Genomic DNA, 18,263 nt, shown 5'->3' with positions numbered 1-18,263 from the left:
CGATGATTATCGAGATCAGAAAGGCAGGCTTCGTCAATAAAGGCGCTGAGCTGATGTTGCACGCGGCGTTGCAGAAACTGAGGACCCGGTATCCGGACGCTACCTTCGTGATGGCTCCGACCCCGAAAAAAGCCGAGCAGCCGTTCCGCAAGCTGGTCCAGCTGGGTTTCTATCCCAAGGCTTGGCTGTGGCGCTACGGCATCCAGTGGGGCACGCTGGCCAACTTCGCCCCGCGTCCGCTGCGCGAGATGTACGGCGTGGTGCTGGATAAGGAAGTCGACGTGGTCATCGACGCGGCGGGCTTCGCCTATAGCGATCAGTGGGGCGAGGATCCTTGTGCGGAGCTGGCACAGTCAACCAAGCGCTGGCACAAGAACGGCACCCGGGTGATCCTGATGCCGCAAGCGCTTGGGCCGTTCAAATCGGAGAAAAACCGGGCGGCAATGAAAACGGTGGTCGATAACGTCGACCTGATTTTCCCGCGCGAGCGCGTGTCCTACGAGCATCTCACCGAGCTGGTGGGTGAGCAGGCGAAGATCAAGCAATCACCGGACTTCACCAACCTCATCACCGGTGTGCTACCGCAGGGCTTCGATACCGAGCAGAACCGTTTCTGCATCGTCCCCAACTGCCGAATGCTGGACAAGACCGACCAGAAGACGCGCGATGCCTACCTGCCGTTCCTGATCAGCTGCACGCGCTACCTGCTGGAAAAGGGCGCTAAGCCTTTCGTGCTGGCGCATGAAGGCAAGGATGATCAGCGCCTGGCTGACGAACTGTCGGCGGCGGTAGGCGGCATTCCGATCGTCAAGGAAAGCGGCGCGCTGGAAATCAAAGGCATCCTCGGCGCCTGCAGCGGCACCCTGGGCAGCCGTTTCCACGGGTTGGTCAGCGCGCTATCCCAAGGCGTGCCAGCCTTGGCCACGGGCTGGAGCCACAAGTACCAGATGCTGTTCGAAGACTACGGTTTCCCTGAAGGCCTGGTGCAGGTCACCACTGACGAGACGGAAATCAAGCGCAAGATCGACCTGGTGACGGATGATGCCGCGCCGATCCAGGCGTTGATCCAGACCCGTACCGCTCAGCTCAAGCAACAATCCGAGCAGATGTGGCAGCAGGTCTTCACCGTGATCGATCAGTGTCAGCGTACACACCAGACGCAGCACCACACCGCTGGCGCGGCCTGAGTGACCACCGTGGCGCCGCGAACGGGCGTCACGGTCTACTGTTTTTTGCTGGCGAAGCGCTGACGAATCAGCCGGTACAGGTAGTAGAGCACCATCAACACTACAATCGCGGTGGAAACCGGATTGAGGTACTCAGAGACCTTCTGGTACTGCGACTCAAGCAGGTAACCGGCCAGGGCCAGCAGCGCCGTCCAGATCAGCGAGCCCAGCGTCGAATAGATCAGGAATTTGGTCATCGACATGCCGGCGATACCCGCTGGCACCGAAATCAGGGTGCGCACCGCCGGAATCAGGCGGCCAAAGAACACCGCGCCCTTGCCGTGGCGATCGAACCATTCGCTGGCCTTATCGACGTCCTCCGGCGACAGGGTCAACCAGTGGCCCCAGCGTTCGGCAAAATGCTTCATCCGCTTCTGGCCGAGTTTGGCGCCGGCGTAGTACCAGGGCAGCGCACCGACCACTGAGCCAGCAGTGCCGACCAGAATCACCGCGATGAAGTTGAGATCACCCCGTGCCGCGACGAAGCCCGCCAGTGGCATGATCAGCTCCGACGGGATGGGCGGGAAGATGTTCTCCAGCAACATCAGCAGGAAAACCCCGACGTAGCCCAATGCCGAAACGATTTCCACGATTTTGTCGAACATCGGTTACCTCTGCTTTTGCGGTAAAGGGGTCTGCGCGGACGGCTCGGTGAGGGTTGGGGCGGGCTTATCGAGCGCCCCGGCCACCTTTGCCGGCAACGACGCGTAGTAATCGGCCAGTGCCTGCATCTGCTCCGGCGTGAGCCGCTGCGCGGCGCTGTGCATGATATGGGCGTACTCCGTACCGCCACGCTTACCCGCCGTGAACAGCTCCAGCTGCAAGTTCAGGTAGCGAGCGTACTGCCCGGCGATGTTTGGATACATCGGATTGCGAGGACCGTCCTTGGGCCCGTGGCAGTGGACGCAAGACGGGATGCCGCGTTCACGCACACCGCGCTCCGCCAGCGACAGGCCCTGGGCCAGGATGTCCGGCGTCGGCTCTGGGGCGTCTGCGCGACTGACTGGCGGCAGTTCGGCGTAATGCTGCGCCAGTGCTTCGAGCACCGCCGGCTTCAGCCCTGCGGCGATCGGCTGCATGATTCCGCTATGCCGCTCGCCCCTTGCGTAGGCCTGCAGCGCACCGAGCAAATATGCCTCGCTCTGCCCGGCCAATCGGGGGAACGCACCCTCGCCCCGGCCGCCGCCGTCTTCGGCATGACAGCGGTTGCAGTTGGCCAACACCGGACCGAGCGGATCCTTCAGCGGCGGCAGATGATCGGGCGTGACGGGTTTGCCCGTCTCTTCGCTGCGCCCGCCCAGCGCAAGCTGCTTATAGCGCTCGGGCGACATGCTCGGCATCGCCTGGAGGAATGCCACCATGGCCCAGACCTCATCGTCCCTTTTCTGCGCGGGCCAGGCCGGCATGGCGGTGAATTTCACGCCATTCTTCACAATCCAGAACAGCTCCTGCGGCTCCCAGCGTTCGATCCGCGGCGGCAAGTAAGGCGGCTCGGGTGTCATCTGCTGGACGATCAGCGAGCGTTCCTGGCCTGGGCCGCCATGGCAGGCCAGGCAGCCCGTGTGATAGTGGCCAGCCCCCTTGAGCACCAACGCCGGGTCGTCCAGCGACGGCACCTTGATGCCCATCGACTGCGTGCTCACCGCACGACGCATGGCGTAGTGCAGCATCCATCCGGTCGCCTTCCAGTGACCCGAGCTGGCACTGATCGAGACCAGTCCCAGCGAAACCAGCACGAACGCACCCGTCCCCGCCAGCGCTGCCATCAACGCGATGGCCCCCACAACGCGCTTCCACGAGCCACCGGTCAGCCAGCACAGCCAGCGCCGCAGCGGTGCCAAGCATCGCCGGACCATGGGTTTAGCTGACCGAAAAGGCATTGCGCTTGTCCTGTAAAAGCCCGAAAAGCAGATACAACCCGCCGATGAGATAGGCGCTGCCGCCAAAGGCCAACATGATCACGCCGCCCATCTGTTGATCCTCGAGCGGGCTCATGCCTGAGAGTGCCGAGCCGGTGTGCTCGAACAGCGGTCGGCTCGACATCGCGAGCAGCACGCCGAGCAGCGTCATGTGCATCGAGGTCAGCAGCAGGCCGGCAATGCCGGCCAGCGCGCGCTGATGACGCACGCCGCCAAATGCCGCGAGCCAGACCAACAGCCCAACGAGCAGGTAGCTGCCCTGTTCCAATAACTCCGCCGATTGCGAGGTGCGCGCCGCATGGTGCAGCGCCGGCATGTGCCAGGCCCAGACCACGAACAACTCGATCACCGAAGCCAGGATCGGCGAGAACAGAAACGGGATGCGATTGGAGAAATCAAACCGGCCGCCGGCAAGGCCGATCGCCAGCAGTGGCGCCGCCACCGCTACCACCATCACATGCATCAACATATGGCCGACGAACAGCCGATCGGCCATGTCTGGCAAGGGCCCGAGCCAGACTGCCCCCAGCGTGGTCAGGCCAAGCATGAACGACAGGCGCCGCCAGATCATGCGCAGCTCCTGATGAAGACCACGCACAGCGCCACGAAGATCGTCGCAACGAAGCTCAGGCCGCTCAACAGCAGCGTCGAGAAGCCAAGGAAGCGATGGCGATCGCCGGGGGTGTCGAAATCATGCGGCGCCGTTGCATGCCCAAAGGAGTGGTGGCGCCAGCCTTTCCAGCCGGTCAATCCAATGCCGACCAGCGCGATCAGTGTCAGCACGCCGATGGCGAGGCGAATGTCGCCCAGCTCGCCGCTGCGGCCCGCCACTTTCGCGCACCACACAGACACAGCCAGGTAGGACAGTAGAAAATGCGCCGCCCAGATGGTCGGGCTGAAGGTGATCAGCCAGAGGGTGTCACGCTCTTGCGGCGGAGCTTCAGGGGCTTGCTGATCGCCATTCCGTTGCTGTTCGCTCAGGTTTTCACTCATAGCACCTCCGGAAAGCCGGCGATGACCGCGACGGTCACGCCAACGGTGATGAGCATGAAATGCCAGTACAACGCGATATTGCGGATATCGATGTCATGCACCGCCGTCATCCGGCCGGCCGCACGTCGCGCCAAGCAATAGAGTTGCATGATCAAGCCGATGGACAGGTGTATCAGGCACCAGAGCACCAGCACCCACACCGTGGCGGGATAGACATTGCTGGTGGGATCGAGGCCACTGAAATGCGGCCCGGCCCACATGGAGTAGGCCCCCGCCAGGGTGCAGATCGCCGCCAGCCCCAGCGAGCCGTAGAAGCCCGCCGCCTGATCGCGAAAGTTGCAGTGCCGCGCCAGCAGCGTCAGCGCCCAGGAGGCGGCGATCAATCCCAGTCCCAGTACCGGCCAGAACACGCCGGGGCCGGCGGCATCGGCGGGCGGGAAATTCTCGTGCACGGTCCAGAAGAAGAAGTAGCCGAACACCAGACTGCCGAAGGCGCTCATGTCGCCGATCATGGTGATGAAGGTAGCCCACCAGCCCACCGACTTTGCGCCGGAGGCATAGAGCGGCACCGTCACGTCCAAGCCAATGTCCTTTTTCGGCTTCTCCGGAATTACCGCCGTGCCGGTCCACAACCAGATGAGGATAGTGATCAACGCGAGGCCACCGCTGACCAGCGCCGCGACGTACCAGCTGTAGGTCGCGAAGATGAACAGGCCGCCAGTGAAGATCGCCGCCCACATGCTCAGGAAAGTCGGACCCGGCACCCGCAGGCACTGGATCGGCTCGGCATCGATGATGCTGCTGATCAGGGTCTCGCGTTTGCCCTCCTCGGCGTCGGGCAGGTAGAAGCGACCAGCATCGACGTCGCGCATCAGGTCTGGCTGGTCCCACAGCGGATAGCGGCTCTTGATGATCGGGATCGAACGCGCGCCCCAGGCCCTGCCGGGCATTTCTGCAAGCCACTCGAGGGTCCCGGCGTTCCACGGATTGCGCTTGCTGTAGGGCTGTTTTCCCTTGGGCCGCAACACATCCCAGACCAGCACCGCGACGCCGGCGGCGAGGATGAAGGCGCCCACCGTGGACACCATGTTGAGCACGTCGAAGCCCATACCCGGCGCATAGGTGTAGACGCGCCGCGGCATCCCGAGCAGACCGGTGAAGTGCATGGGCAGGAAGGCGATGTTGAAGCCGATGAACATCAGCCAGAAGGCGATCCGCCCGAGACGGTCGGACAGCGTCTTGCTGCGCGCCAGCGGGAAGAAGTAGTAGAGGCCGGCGACGACCGGGAACAGCATGCCGCCGATCAGCACGTAGTGCAGGTGCGCGACGATGAAATAGGTGTCGTGCGCCTGGAAGTCGAACGGCGCCAGCGCCACCATCACACCGGTCAGGCCGCCCAGCACGAAGATCGCCAGCGCACCGGCGACGAACAGCATCGGCACCGATTTGACGAAGCGTCCCGCCAATGCAGTCGCGAGGAAACAGAAGATCTGCACCCCGGTGGGGATCGCCACCGCTTCGGACGCTGCCGAGAAGAAGGCCAGCGAGATGCCCGGCATCCCGGTAGTGAACATGTGGTGGACCCACAGTCCGAAACTGATGAACCCGGTGCCGACCGCTGCCAGCACGATGAAGCTGTAGCCAACGATGGGCCGCCCGGCTGCGGTGGGCACGATGGTCGCCACCAACGCCACGGCGGGCAGGAAGATGATGTAGACCTCGGGGTGGCCGAAGATCCAGAACAGGTGCTGCCAGAGCAGCGGGTCGCCGCCACGGCTGGCATCGAAGAACGGCCAGTCAAATGCGCGCTCCAGCTCGAACAAGAGGTCGCCCGCGATCAGCGGTGGAAACGCGAACAGGATCATTCCCGCGACCACCAGGATGTACCAGGAATACAGCGGGATCAGGTTGATGCGCATGCCCGGCGGCCGTGTTTTCAGCACGCCGACGATCAGCTCTACCGCCGCCGCGATCGAAGACACTTCGATGAATGACAGCCCGAGCAGCCAGATATCCGCGCCGAGGCCGTCCTGATAGGTGGTGGTGAGCGGCGGGTACATGAACCAGCCACCCTGCGGCGCGACGCCGAAAAAGATCGAGCCACAGACGAACACGCCACCAATGATGAAACACCAGAAGCCATAGGCCGACAGGCGCGGGAACGGCAAGTCTCGTGCGCCGAGCATCTGCGGCAGAATCAGTATCGAAAAAGCTTCGAAAATCGGCACGCCGAAGAGAAACATCATCACCGAGCCGTGCAGAGTGAACACCTGGTTATAGGTTTCGGCCGACAGGAAATCGTTATCCGGCACCGCCAGCTGAGCGCGAATCAGCATCGCCAGCACGCCGGCAAAGAGGAAGAACAGGAACGACACGCCGGTGTACCAGAGGCCCACCTCGGTATTGTTTACCGCAGACCAGTAACGCCAGCCGGTGGGTGTCTTCCAGGCTGCGGCCAGGCGTTCGGCCTGCCCTTTGGCGCGGGCTTCGTCCTGCGGGTCGCGGTATGCAATCGGCTCGCTCATTCAAGGCCCTTCAGGTAATGCGCCATGGCGCTCAGCTGTGCCTCAGGCAGCATGCCGAAGGCGGGCATTTTCACGTCTGGCTTGATCGCGCTGCTGTGGCCAATCCAGCGCCGGAAGGCGTCGACATCGGCCGGCAGCGTGCCGGCTGCCAGGGTCAGGCGGCTGCCGACGTGGGTCAGGTCGGGCCCGACCGTCCCGTCGGCGGCAGTGCCGCGCACCTGATGACAGGCACCGCAGCCATTGGAGAGAAAGGCCTGCTGACCCGCCTGCTGCAGTTCTTTTTCCGGTTGCTGCGCGGGCTTGGCCTGTTCGGCTAGCCATTGATCGAAGGCATCACGGGTCATCACTACTACGGCGAAATTCATCAGCGCATGGGAGGTGCCGCAGTATTCGGCGCAGGCGCCACGGAAGGTGCCGGTCTCGGTCGGCTCCAGCACCAGCTCGTTGACCCGACCGGGAATCATGTCGACCTTGCCGCCCAGCGATGGGATCCAGAACGAGTGGATCACGTCCGGGCTGGTCAGGCTGAAGGCCACCCGCTCACCCACCGGCAGTCTTATTTCATTCGCCAGCTCGACGGCCTCCCCCGCATCGGTCCGGTAGCGCACCCGCCACCACCACTGCTCACCCGACACATCGACACGCAGGGCGACATTTTCGGAAGAGCGCAGCTGCGGCATCAGCATCAGCCCGTAGATCAGCAGGCCGGTCAGAACCACGACGGGGAAAATGATCCCGCCACCGATGATCAGCCAACGGGCACTGCGGATACCGTGAGCTTCCGGGTGTGCCTGGGTGGCATACAGGGCGATGCCCATCACCACCAGCCAGATGACCAGCGCACCGCCCGCCATCCACCAGAACAACGTGGCAATGCTCTGTGCGCCGGCACCAGCGGGGTTCAGCGCCGACTGCTGTCCGTCGCACCCCACCAGCACCGCACTCAACAGCAACAGGCAGACGCGACGCGGCTGAAGGCAGGCTGTGATGAGGTCGTTTGTTAGGGTCAGCCGCATGGTCCGCCTCGCTGTGGGTCACGTTTTGTGACACTCCTCAGGCGGGAAAAGTTGGATAACCGGTCGAATTCGTGGGCGGTGGACCCTTAAGTCGTTGCGCTTGTCCTAAAAACAAGGACATCGACTCTGGAGAACGCATGGCCACAGACAGACGACACCGACGCTACCTTTTGACTTTGGTCGGCCTGTTCCTGCTGATCTGGGGTGCGCTGGCGATCGATCCGTTCAACCGCCATGACTGGCTGTTGGAGAACCTCTTGGTGGTGGGGTTGGCAGCGGCCTTGTTGCTGGGGCACAAGCACTACCTGCCCTCCCGAAGTGCTGCGACGCTGATCTTCCTTTATCTCTGTATCCATCAACTCGGCGCTCATTACACCTACGCCAACGTGCCTTACAACGATTGGTGGCAGGCGCTGACGGGCGAAGGCTTGAATGAACAGCTGGGTTGGGAGCGCAATCAGTTCGACCGCCTGGCACACTTCAGCTATGGGCTGCTGCTGGCCTATCCGATGCGTGAACTGCTTGTTCGCATGGGCCTGCGCCCTGGATTCTGGAGCCTGGTACTGCCGATAGACATCGTGCTGTCGACCTCGGCGATCTACGAGCTGATCGAATGGGCAGGCGCGGAAGTCTTAGACGGCGGCCTTGGACGCACCTTTCTCGCCACTCAGAATGATCGCTGGGACCCACAGAAGGACATCGCCCTGGCAGCCGGCGGCGCGCTGATCGCCATGATCATTACCGGAATCGTCAGCCGAACACGGCGCCGGCATGGCGACTCGGCTGGATGACGACTGTCGCCGGTCTCACGGACGGGCGGTGTCTCCAAGCCGCTCGGGCGAGTCGGATGGCTCGGGATCTGTGGTCACGCCGATCCGGCGCAGGTACCACTGATGAGCCACGTATGCGCAACCCCAGCCAAGCAGAACGCCAAGGGTATTGGCGAGCATGTCGCCCAGCGACGCCTGTCGATTGGGCAGCAGGCTCTGCCCGACTTCGATCAGCGTGGCCGCCGCCAGGCTTGCCGCCACGGCCCAGAACACACTCCACTGCGGAAAGGCCAGGCGCAGCGAGAACATCAGGGCGGCGAAGCCAAGCATGTGATGCAGCTTGTCCTGCTGGTCGAACACCTGGGGAACCGGTTCCGGCCGCAATCCGCTGAAGAGGATGACCGCTAGCACCGCGAGGAACGGCAGGACGCGCAAGTAATTCATAGGCAATCGGTAGCTCTTGCTGAGATCGGAAAGTGAAGTTGGCAGGGCCCGAATCGCGGGCGTGATGAAGACGTCAACAAAGGCGGCGTAAGATAGCAGCCCCTCGACGCAGCGCGTACCGAGCATGGTCGTCGGCGTGCACGCTATGGAGGTCGGAAGCGGTCGATAGTTCGTGCCGGCCTGTAACAAATTGCGCCGCTGTCGACCAACTGCCCATATTCGACGCCTCAGAGACCTAAACGTAACCTCGTGATCGAGGTCCGAACTGTTAGGATCTGGGCAATGCTACGGGGTACGGCGTATGCCGCCCCGCTACCAGCACTACGGGATACCACTTTGACGCACCCCACTTCGCTGCCAGGCAGTCTGCAGCGGCAGCCGACACAGGACGCCCACGCCACACTTACCATTGGCGGCGACTGGACCCTGCAGCATTACGCGACGCTGCGGCGGGAGATAGAGCGCACGCGCCGCCAGGTCACAGATACCGATCGGGTCGAACTCGATTCGCTTGGCGAGCTGGATACCGCGGGCGCCGGGCTACTGATCGAACTGATCGGCCCCGCACGGGTGGCCCGCCTGAGCGACTGGGCGCCGCAGCTGCCGGCGGAACGCCAAGCCCTGTTGAAAACCGTCGCCGCCGCGCTGGACCAGCCAGAAGCCGAGCAGGCGCCGGCAACCAATGGCTTTGCCGATGTGCTGGCCCATGTTGGACGTACCGTGTCGGGTGTCTGGAATCAGCAGCGCACCCTGCTCGGCTTCATTGGCCTGACCCTACAGACCCTGTTCACCGTGCTCCCCAACCCGCGGCGCTGGCGGGTCACTGCGCTGGTGGCGCACATCGAGCAAACCGGCCTGGACGCGATCCCGATCGTCGCCCTGCTGACCTTTCTGGTCGGTGCGGTGGTGGCCTTTCTAGGCGCCACGGTGCTGGCCGACTTCGGCGCGACCATTTATACGGTCAACCTTGTTGCCTTCTCGTTTCTACGGGAATTTGGCGTGTTGCTGGCAGCGATCCTGCTAGCTGGGCGCACCGCGAGCGCCTTTGCCGCACAGATCGGGGCGATGAAATCCAACGAGGAAATCGACGCCATCCGCACCCTTGGCTTGAGCCCGATCGAGCTGCTGGTACTGCCACGGGTGCTGGCGATGCTGATCACGCTGCCGATCCTGACCTTTATCGGCATTCTCAGCGGCATCGTCGGCGGGCTGGTGGTCTGCTCCTTGGCGCTGGACATCTCGCCCGCCATGTTCTTCACCATCTTGCAGCGCGACATTCCACTCAACCACTTTCTGGTCGGCATGGCCAAGGCGCCAGTGTTCGCCTTCCTGATCGCAGTGATCGGCTGTCTGGAGGGCTTCAAGGCCAGCGGCAGCGCGCAGTCGGTGGGCGAACACACCACCTCCAGCGTGGTGCAATCGATCTTCATGGTGATCCTGCTCGATGCGGTCGCCGCCCTGTTCTTCATGGAGATGGGCTGGTGAGAGCAGACGAACCCGTGATCCAGGTCCAGGGCCTGGTCAATCGCTTTGGCAAACAGGCGGTGCACGTCAATCTCGACCTGGATATCCGTCGCGGCGAGATTCTTGGCGTGGTCGGCGGTTCCGGCACTGGCAAGTCGGTGCTGCTGCGCAGCATCGTCGGCCTGCGCCGGCCCAATGCCGGTAGCGTGAAGGTGTTCGGTGAGAACCTGCTGAAGCTCTCAACCCAGCGCCGCTCGGAAGTCGAGCGGCGCTTCGGCGTGCTGTTCCAGCGCGGCGCCCTGTTCACCTCGCTTAACCTCCAGGAAAACGTTGCCTTGCCGCTGATCGAGCACATCGGCCTCAAACGCGCCGATGCCGAACATCTGGCACGGCAGAAGCTGGCGCTGGCTGGTCTGCCGCCGGAAGCCGCCTGCAAGTATCCCGACGAGTTGTCCGGCGGTATGGTCAAGCGCGCCGCCCTGGCTCGCGCGCTGGCGCTGGATCCGGAGGTGCTGTTTCTCGATGAACCCACTGCGGGCCTCGACCCGATCGGCGCAGCGGCCTTCGACCAGTTGATCCTGACCCTGCGCGATGCGTTGGGCTTCAGCGTATTTCTGGTCACCCACGACTTAGACACGCTGTACACCATCTGCGACCGCATTGCCGTGCTGGCGCAAAAACGCGTACTGGTGGTCGACACGCTGGAAAAGGTCGCCGCCACTGACGACGAATGGATTCGCGAATATTTTCACGGCCCTCGTGGCCGCGCCGCGCACGAAGCCGCGCAACGGTTGGAGAAACCATAATGGAAACTCGCGCCCATCATGTATTGATCGGACTGTTTACCGTGGCAGCCGTCGGCTGCGCCCTGCTCTTCGCCCTGTGGCTGGGCAAATCCAGCATGGACCGGGAGTACAGCTATTACGTTATCGGCTTCAGCCAGGCCGTCAGCGGGCTGTCGAGTGGCAGCTCGGTGGAATACAGCGGCATCAAAGTCGGCGATGTCACCGAGCTGTGGCTGCAGCCAGACGACCCGCGCAAGGTTCGAGCGCGGATCCGCGTCTACGCCGGCACGCCCATCAAAACCGATACCCAGGCGCGCCTGGCGCTGGCCAATATCACTGGCAGCATGGTCATCCAGCTGCACGGCGGCACCCCGGATGCCCCGCGGCTCGAAGGCGACCGCGAAGACCCACCGCTGATCATCGCCGACCCGTCCTCACTCAGCGCACTGCTGGAAAACGGCGAAGACCTGATGAGCAACATCAACAACCTGCTGCTCAGCGCCAACCAGATCTTCTCCGAGGAGAACACCACGCGCCTGAGCCGCACGCTGGAACACCTGGAACAGGCCACCAGCGTGCTCTCGGAGCAACGCGGCGATCTGTCCCAGACACTCCAGCAATTCAACCAACTGAGCCAACAGGCCAATACCGTGATGGGTGAGCTGTCGAGCCTGACACGCAACGCCAACGACCTGCTCGATGATCAGGGCCGCAGCGTATTGAACAGCGCAGCGCAATCGATGAGCGCGCTGGACCGCACCACCTCGCGTCTGGATACCTTGCTCGAAGAAAATCAGGGCGCGCTGAACAATGGCATGCAGGGCTTCAACGAACTCGGCCCGGCGATCAACGAACTGCGCAGCACCCTCGGTGCGCTGCGCCGGGTCACCCAGCGCCTGGAAGACAACCCGAGTGGTTTCCTCCTCGGCCGCGACAAACTGCAGGAGTTCAACCCATGAGCCTTCGCCAATCCCTGTCCCGCTTTGCGCTGCTCGGGCTGCTCTCGGCCCTCGCCGCCTGTTCGGTGCTGCCGGAGTCCGAGACCCTGCGGATCTTTTTGCTGCCGACCACACCGACGCCGCAGCAAGCCAGCGAGCCGACCATCCAGCAAGCGCTGCGCATCAACACACCGCAGGCCAGCCGCATTCTCTCCGGCCAGCGCATCGCCGTCGTGCCGCAGGGCAACGAAATCAGCGCCTACGGCGGCGCACGCTGGAGCGACGCTGCGCCGGTGCTGCTGCGCGACCGCTTGATCGAAGCCTTCCAGCGCGACGGACGCATGCCTTCAGTAAGCAACGAAGACGTCAATCTCTATGCAGACCTCAGCCTGCACAGCGATCTGCGCGCCTTCCAGACCGTCTACATCGACGGCAAGCCGGTGGTGGTGATCACCCTTGATGCGCGGCTGGTCAATCGCAACGACCAGCGCACCCTGGCCAACCGCCGCTTCGAGGTCCGTCAGCCAAGCGCCGACCCCAGCGTGGAACGTGTGGTCGACGCCTTCGGCCAGGCCAGCGACAGGCTCAGTGCCGATATTCTCGAATGGACGCTGAGCCATGCCCGACAACTGCCCTGAGCAACTGCCGTACGGTAGGCGTTAATCGCCTCGGAATTGATCCAGATACACACAAGTAGCGTATTAGAGCGCCTAAGATGACTCCGGACGTTTAATAGCCGGAGCAGAGTCATGAGTCAGCCACGCACCCGAGCCGCACTCAAGGTTCTCGCAGCCGCCGCCGTGATTGCCGTCATCGGTGCGCTGCTGTGGAGCGAATTGCGCCCCAGCGGTCTCGGCGAAGGGTTCGCCAGCGGTAATGGTCGCATCGAAGCGACCGAGATTGATGTCGCCACCAAGAGCCCGGGCCGGGTGATTGAAATTCTTGTCGACGAGGGTGATTTCGTCCAGCCGGGCCAGGTACTGGCGCGTATGGATACCGATGTGCTCCAGGCGCAATTGAACCAGGCGCGTGCGCAGGTCCGCCAGGGCGAGAATGCCATCCTCACCGCAGAGGCCATGGTCGCTCAGCGGGAAAGCGAGCGCGCCACCGCCGAAGCCGTCGTCACCCAGCGCCGAGCCGAACTGACCGCCGCCCAGAAGCGCCACCAACGGACCGAAACCCTGGTGGCGCGCAATGCCATGGCGCGACAGCAGCTCGACGATGACCTGGCCGCGATGCAAAGCGCCCAGGCGGCGCTCGCGGCCGCACGCTCACAAGTGGTGTCTGCCGACGCCGGCATTGCCGCAGCGAAATCCCAGGTGATCGAGGCGCGCTCGGCTGTCGAGGCGGCACAAGCCGGCGTTGAGCGACTGCAAGCGGACATTCGCGACAGCGAACTGAAGAGCGACCGGGTGGCTCGCGTGCAATACCGCGTGGCGCAGCCCGGCGAAGTCCTCGGCGCGGGGGGCAAGCTGCTCAATCTGGTCGATCTGGCCGACGTCTACATGACCTTCTTCCTGCCCGAACGTCAGGCCGGACGCGTGGCGATCGGTGCCGAGGTACGGCTGGTGATCGACGCCGCCCCGCAGTACGTGATTCCGGCCAAGGTCAGTTATGTGGCCAGCGTGGCGCAATTCACACCCAAGACCGTGGAAACCGAAAGCGAGCGCGAAAAGCTGATGTTCCGGGTCAAGGCACGCATCGATCCGGAACTGCTCAAGCGCCACATGGAGCAGGTCAAGACCGGCCTGCCGGGCATGGCCTATCTGAAGCTCGACGCTGAAAGCGAGTGGCCCGCCGATCTGCAGATCAATGTAACGCCATGAGCGAGCCGCTCGATTCGGTGGTGCAGGTTGCCGGGGTCAGCCTGCAATACGGCAAGACGCGTGCTCTGGATGAGCTGACGCTGACCTTGCCCGCGCGATGCATGGTCGGTCTGATCGGCCCCGATGGGGTGGGCAAGTCCAGCCTGCTGGCGTTGATCTCCGGGGCGCGAAAGCTGCAGCAGGGCACGATAGGCGTACTCGACGGCGACATCGCCGATCCCGGCCACCGACGCAGGGTCTGCCCGCGTATCGCCTACATGCCTCAGGGGCTGGGCAAGAATCTGTATCCAACACTCACCGTTTTCGAGAATCTCGAATTCTTCGGCCGCTTGTTCGGCCAGGCGGGCGAGGAGCGCCACTGGCGCATTGCTGAACTGACCCGCAGCACGGGCCTCGCGTCCTTTCTCGAACGGCCGGCGGGCAAACTCTCCGGCGGCATGAAACAGAAGCTCGGCCTCTGCTGCGCGCTGATCCACGACCCCGATCTGTTGATCCTCGACGAGCCCACTACCGGCGTCGATCCGCTGTCACGTGCACAGTTCTGGGAGCTGATCGAGCGCATCCGCCGCGAGCGCCCACAGATGAGCGTACTGGTGGCCACCGCCTATATGGATGAGGCGCAGCGCTTCGACCATCTGGTGGCGATGGACGCCGGTCGCGTGCTGGCCACCGGCACGCCAGCCGAGTTGCTGGCGCGCACCGCCAGCGACTCGCTGGAGCAGGCCTTCATCCGCCTGCTGCCGGACGCCAAACGCAATCAGCATCGAGAACTGGTCATCCCGCCGCAGCCGCATAGCGACAGCATTGCGATCGAGGCCCACGGTCTGACCATGCGCTTCGGCGATTTCGTCGCGGTGGATCAGGTCAATTTCCGCATCGCCCGTGGCGAAATCTTCGGTTTCCTCGGCTCCAACGGCTGCGGCAAGACCACCACCATGAAAATGCTCACCGGCCTGCTGCCGGCCAGCGAGGGCGAGGCGCTGCTGTTCGGCAAGCCGGTGGACCCGCACGACATGCAGACCCGCCAACGCGTCGGCTACATGTCCCAGGCGTTCTCGCTGTACAGCGAGCTGACCGTGCGGCAGAACCTCGACCTGCACGCCCGGCTGTTCCACCTGCCGGCCGAACGGCGCGGGCCGCGCGTGCAGGAGATGCTCACGCGCTTCGATCTCACCGGCGACGCCGACAGCCTGCCCAGTCGCTTGCCTCTAGGCGTGCGTCAGCGCCTGTCGCTGGCGGTGGCAGTGATCCACAATCCGGAAATCCTGATTCTCGACGAGCCCACTTCCGGCGTCGATCCGGTCGCCCGCGACGGATTTTGGGAACTGCTGGTGCAGCTGTCACGTGAAGACGGCGTGACCATTTTCATCTCGACCCATTTCATGAACGAGGCACTGCGCTGCGACCGCATTTCGTTGATGCACGCCGGCCGGGTACTCGACAGCGACACGCCGCAGGCGCTGATGACCAAGCGCGGGCTGCCGACGCTCGAAGCGACCTTCATCGCCTACTTGGAGGAAGCCGCCGCGGCGCATGCCGGCGAACAGCCGGCAGCCACCTCAACCGTTACGCACGGCCCGATCGAAGCGACCAGCAACAGTGGCCGCCAGGCTCGTTTCAGCCTGCGGCGGCTGCTCAGCTACACCCGCCGCGAGGCCATGGAACTGCGCCGCGACCCGATCCGCGCAACGCTGGCGATGCTCGGCAGCGTGCTGCTGATGTTCATCATGGGTTACGGGGTCAGTTTCGATGTGGAAAACCTGACCTATGCCGTGCTCGACGGGGACCAGACCACCACCAGCCAGCATTACCTGCAGAACATCGCCGGCTCGCGCTACTTCTTGGAAAAGCCGGCGCTGGCCAGCCATGCCGAACTGGACGCACGCCTGCGCAGCGGCGACATCAGCCTGGCGGTGGAAATCCCACCCAACTTCGGCCGCGATCTCAAACGCGGGGCCGTGCCTCAGGTCGCGTTCTGGATCGATGGCGCCATGCCTATGCGGGCCGACACCATCAAAGGCTACGTGCAGGGCATCCATCTGACCTACCTGCAGCAGCTGGCCCGCGAAGCCGGCGTGGACGGGCAGCTGGCGCCGGCCGACGTCGCCATCCGCTACCGCTACAACCCAGACGTGCAGAGCCTTCCAGCCATGGCACCTGCGATGATTCCGCTGCTCTTGATGATGATTCCGGCGATGCTCACCGCCTTGGGTGTCGTGCGCGAGAAGGAGTTGGGCTCGATCACCAATTTCTACGTCACCCCGACCACCCGCCTGGAGTTCCTGCTCGGCAAGCAGCTGCCCTACATCGCCCTGGGCATGTTCAACTTCGCCACCCTGGCGTTGCTGGCGGTGTTTGTCTTTGGCATTCCGATCAAGGGCAGCATCCTGACCCTCTGCCTTGGCGCCCTGCTCTACGTGACCTGCGCCACCGGGCTGGGCCTGTTGATGTCGTCGATCCTCAACAGCCAGATCGCGGCCATTTTCGGCACCACCATCGTCACCCTGCTGCCGGCGATCCAATTTTCCGGGCTGATCCACCCGACCTCGGCAATGGAAGGGTTCGGCGCCTTTATCGGCAAACTCTACCCCACCAGCCATTTTCTGATCATCAGCCGCGGAGTGTTTTCCAAGGCGCTGGGCCTGGCCGACCTGTACCCGTATTTCATCCCGATGCTCCTGGCGATTCCGCTGCTGACCCTGCTCAGCGTCGCCGGCCTGCGCAAGCAGGAGAAATAGCATGGCCAACGTCCGGCGCAAGCTCAGCAACATCATCCAGCTCGGCCTCAAAGAGCTGCGCAGCCTCTACCGCGATCCGGCAATGTTGGTGCTGATCATCTATTCGTTCACCCTGGCCATCTACGAAGGCGCCACCGCCGTGCCCGAGGCGCCGCACCGCGCCAGCATCGCCGTGGTCGACGAGGATCGTTCGCAGGCCTCGCTGCGCATCGTCAACGCCTTCCAGTTGCCCTACTTCATTGAGCCCAAGGCCATCACCCTGCAGCAGATGGACAGCGGCATGGATGCCGGCCTCTACACCTTCACCCTGAACATTCCGCCGAACTTCCAGGCAGATTTACTGGCCGGTCGCCAGCCGACAATCCAGCTCAATGTCGACGCCACCCAGGTCAGCCAGGCGTTCACCGGGGCCGGCCAGATCCAGCAGATCATCGCCAGCGAGACGGCCGACTTCGTCCGCCGCTACCGCAGCGTTGATGCCCTGCCGGTCGAGGCCGTCGTGCGCACGGCCTTCAACCCCAACCTGAATCGGGCCTGGTTCGGCGCCGTGAACGAGGTGATTAACCAGATCACCATGCTGGCGATCATCCTCACCGGCGCCGCCCTGATCCGCGAGCGCGAACACGGCACCATCGAGCATCTGCTGGTGATGCCGGTGACGCCGTTCGAGATCATGGTCGGTAAGGTCTGGGCGATGGGATTGGTGGTGTTGGCCGCCGCGGCGTTCGCGCTGCGCTTCGTGGTCGAGGGTTGGCTCGACATTCCGATTCAGGGCTCGCTGCTGCTGTTTGCCAGTGGCGCCGCGCTGCACCTGTTTGCCGCGACGTCCATGGGCATCTTCTTCGGCACGGTGGCGCGCTCGATGCCGCAACTGGGTCTGCTGGTAATCCTCACGTTGATCCCACTGCAGATCCTCTCCGGTGGCGTGACCCCGCGCGAGAGCATGCCTGCGCTGATCCAGCACATCATGCTGGCGGCACCGACCACCCATTTCGTCGAACTGGCGCAGGCCATTCTCTTCCGCGGCGCTGGCGTCTCGGTGATCTGGCCACAACTGCTGGCGCTGCTGGCGATCGGCGCGGTTTTCTTCCTTGGCGCGTTGTCGCGGCTGCGGCAGTCGTTGCGTTAGCGGTCGTAGCCGGTAGACGGGTCAACCTCGGGCGACGGCTGCAGTTCGACCTCAAATACTGAACCGCACGCCGCGTGCTCGACGCCGGACAGCGCACCGACGAGCCGTAGCTGGTGCTCAAAGGTCGACTGGATCTGCGAGACCCGCGACACCATGCGGCGGCTAGCAATGCGCACGGCAGGGTCTTCGCTGGCCATCATCTCGAACGAGAAGGTGGTCACGGCCTCGCTCAGTTGCGACAGGCTGCGCGCTGTCATGCTCAGAAACTCGGCGAGTTGCTCGTTACAAGTGTGCATTCCATTGCCACCTAAGAGTTGATATCAGCATGATGTTACTGCATTTTCGCCACTTGCCTGCATCGCCGCTTTGGTTGAATAACCCTAACGTCAGGGTTGAGCCCAGACGCGTTCGCATCATGCACGGCAACTCATGAGCAAAACAGGCGAATCGACCTACCAGGCTTGGCAGGGCTCTGGCCAGCGGTTTGCCG

General features: G+C 63.5%; 17 protein-coding genes. 9 read left to right on the top strand and 8 right to left on the bottom strand.

All coding sequences use genetic code 11. The features are described 5' to 3' along the window. Positions 1–2 precede the first annotated feature (2 nt). Complete coding sequence (locus tag RT21_RS15190; RefSeq protein WP_046163367.1) at positions 3–1,187, top strand: polysaccharide pyruvyl transferase family protein; 1,185 nt, start codon at positions 3–5, stop codon at positions 1,185–1,187. Positions 1,188–1,222: 35 nt separating this feature from the next. Here RT21_RS15190 and RT21_RS15185 read toward each other — a convergent pair whose 3' ends face one another. The 6 genes from RT21_RS15185 to coxB are packed head-to-tail and all read right to left on the bottom strand — an operon-like array spanning position 1,223 to position 7,679. Continuing rightward, positions 1,223–1,831: a DedA family protein gene (locus RT21_RS15185; RefSeq protein WP_046163366.1), complete on the bottom strand. Its 609-nt coding sequence runs from the start codon at positions 1,829–1,831 to the stop codon at positions 1,223–1,225. 3 nt (positions 1,832–1,834) lie between these two features. Then, positions 1,835–3,106: a c-type cytochrome gene (locus RT21_RS15180; RefSeq protein ID WP_200598792.1), complete on the bottom strand. Its 1,272-nt coding sequence runs from the start codon at positions 3,104–3,106 to the stop codon at positions 1,835–1,837. Next, positions 3,087–3,692 (bottom strand): cytochrome c oxidase assembly protein, encoded by a 606-nt coding sequence (locus tag RT21_RS15175; protein WP_256203894.1) that lies wholly within the window; start codon positions 3,690–3,692, stop codon positions 3,087–3,089. Before RT21_RS15175 ends, RT21_RS15180 begins: the two co-directional genes overlap by 20 nt. 20 nt (positions 3,693–3,712) lie before the next feature. Beyond that, entirely contained in the window at positions 3,713–4,138 is a 426-nt protein-coding gene (locus RT21_RS15170) for a hypothetical protein (protein WP_046163363.1), read from the bottom strand. Further along, on the bottom strand, positions 4,135–6,663 hold the full coding sequence (ctaD, locus tag RT21_RS15165) for a cytochrome c oxidase subunit I (protein WP_046163362.1): 2,529 nt from the start codon (positions 6,661–6,663) through the stop codon (positions 4,135–4,137). The genes RT21_RS15170 and ctaD overlap by 4 nt, the downstream gene beginning before the upstream one ends. Next, the gene (gene coxB, locus RT21_RS15160) at positions 6,660–7,679 is read right to left on the bottom strand and encodes a cytochrome c oxidase subunit II (RefSeq protein WP_052724754.1); all 1,020 of its coding nucleotides are present in this window, start codon (positions 7,677–7,679) and stop codon (positions 6,660–6,662) included. The genes ctaD and coxB overlap by 4 nt, the downstream gene beginning before the upstream one ends. A 137-nt stretch (positions 7,680–7,816) precedes the next feature. Here coxB and RT21_RS15155 point away from each other — a divergent pair, with 137 nt between their 5' ends. Beyond that, entirely contained in the window at positions 7,817–8,470 is a 654-nt protein-coding gene (locus RT21_RS15155) for a DUF2238 domain-containing protein (protein ID WP_046163361.1), read from the top strand. A 15-nt stretch (positions 8,471–8,485) separates the two neighbouring features. Here the strand turns inward: RT21_RS15155 and RT21_RS15150 are convergent, their stop codons facing one another. Then, positions 8,486–8,893: a VanZ family protein gene (locus RT21_RS15150; protein WP_046163400.1), complete on the bottom strand. Its 408-nt coding sequence runs from the start codon at positions 8,891–8,893 to the stop codon at positions 8,486–8,488. A gap of 354 nt (positions 8,894–9,247) precedes the next feature. Here RT21_RS15150 and RT21_RS15145 point away from each other — a divergent pair, with 354 nt between their 5' ends. From RT21_RS15145 to RT21_RS15115, 7 genes are all read left to right on the top strand, one after another. Continuing rightward, positions 9,248–10,378 carry an MlaE family ABC transporter permease gene (locus RT21_RS15145; RefSeq protein ID WP_253910934.1) on the top strand — a complete coding sequence of 377 codons (1,131 nt, stop codon included), beginning with the start codon at positions 9,248–9,250 and terminating at the stop codon, positions 10,376–10,378. Beyond that, positions 10,375–11,163, top strand: a complete 789-nt coding sequence (locus RT21_RS15140) for an ABC transporter ATP-binding protein (RefSeq protein WP_046163359.1) — start codon at positions 10,375–10,377, stop codon at positions 11,161–11,163. Before RT21_RS15145 ends, RT21_RS15140 begins: the two co-directional genes overlap by 4 nt. After that, positions 11,163–12,101 carry an MlaD family protein gene (locus RT21_RS15135; protein ID WP_046163358.1) on the top strand — a complete coding sequence of 313 codons (939 nt, stop codon included), beginning with the start codon at positions 11,163–11,165 and terminating at the stop codon, positions 12,099–12,101. Before RT21_RS15140 ends, RT21_RS15135 begins: the two co-directional genes overlap by 1 nt. After that, positions 12,098–12,718 carry an ABC-type transport auxiliary lipoprotein family protein gene (locus tag RT21_RS15130; protein WP_046163357.1) on the top strand — a complete coding sequence of 207 codons (621 nt, stop codon included), beginning with the start codon at positions 12,098–12,100 and terminating at the stop codon, positions 12,716–12,718. Before RT21_RS15135 ends, RT21_RS15130 begins: the two co-directional genes overlap by 4 nt. 111 nt (positions 12,719–12,829) lie before the next feature. Beyond that, a complete protein-coding gene (locus RT21_RS15125) occupies positions 12,830–13,906 on the top strand; it encodes an HlyD family secretion protein (protein ID WP_045423260.1) in 1,077 nt (358 codons plus the stop codon). Continuing rightward, entirely contained in the window at positions 13,903–16,644 is a 2,742-nt protein-coding gene (gene rbbA, locus RT21_RS15120) for a ribosome-associated ATPase/putative transporter RbbA (RefSeq protein ID WP_046163356.1), read from the top strand. Before RT21_RS15125 ends, rbbA begins: the two co-directional genes overlap by 4 nt. Before the next feature lies 1 nt (position 16,645). Continuing rightward, on the top strand, positions 16,646–17,773 hold the full coding sequence (locus RT21_RS15115) for an ABC transporter permease (RefSeq protein ID WP_045423256.1): 1,128 nt from the start codon (positions 16,646–16,648) through the stop codon (positions 17,771–17,773). Here RT21_RS15115 and RT21_RS15110 read toward each other — a convergent pair. After that, positions 17,770–18,069, bottom strand: coding sequence for a hypothetical protein (locus tag RT21_RS15110; protein WP_046163355.1), 300 nt, complete (start codon positions 18,067–18,069; stop codon positions 17,770–17,772). The genes RT21_RS15115 and RT21_RS15110 overlap by 4 nt on opposite strands. Between the last annotated feature and the right edge of the window lie 194 nt (positions 18,070–18,263).

Origin of the sequence: Pseudomonas sp. 10B238, from assembly GCF_000970615.1 — a bacterium.
Taxonomy (GTDB): Bacteria; Pseudomonadota; Gammaproteobacteria; order Pseudomonadales; family Pseudomonadaceae; genus Stutzerimonas.
The sequence above is the reverse complement of the archived record's forward strand: the minus strand, read 5'-3'. Positions and strand labels throughout refer to the sequence as shown.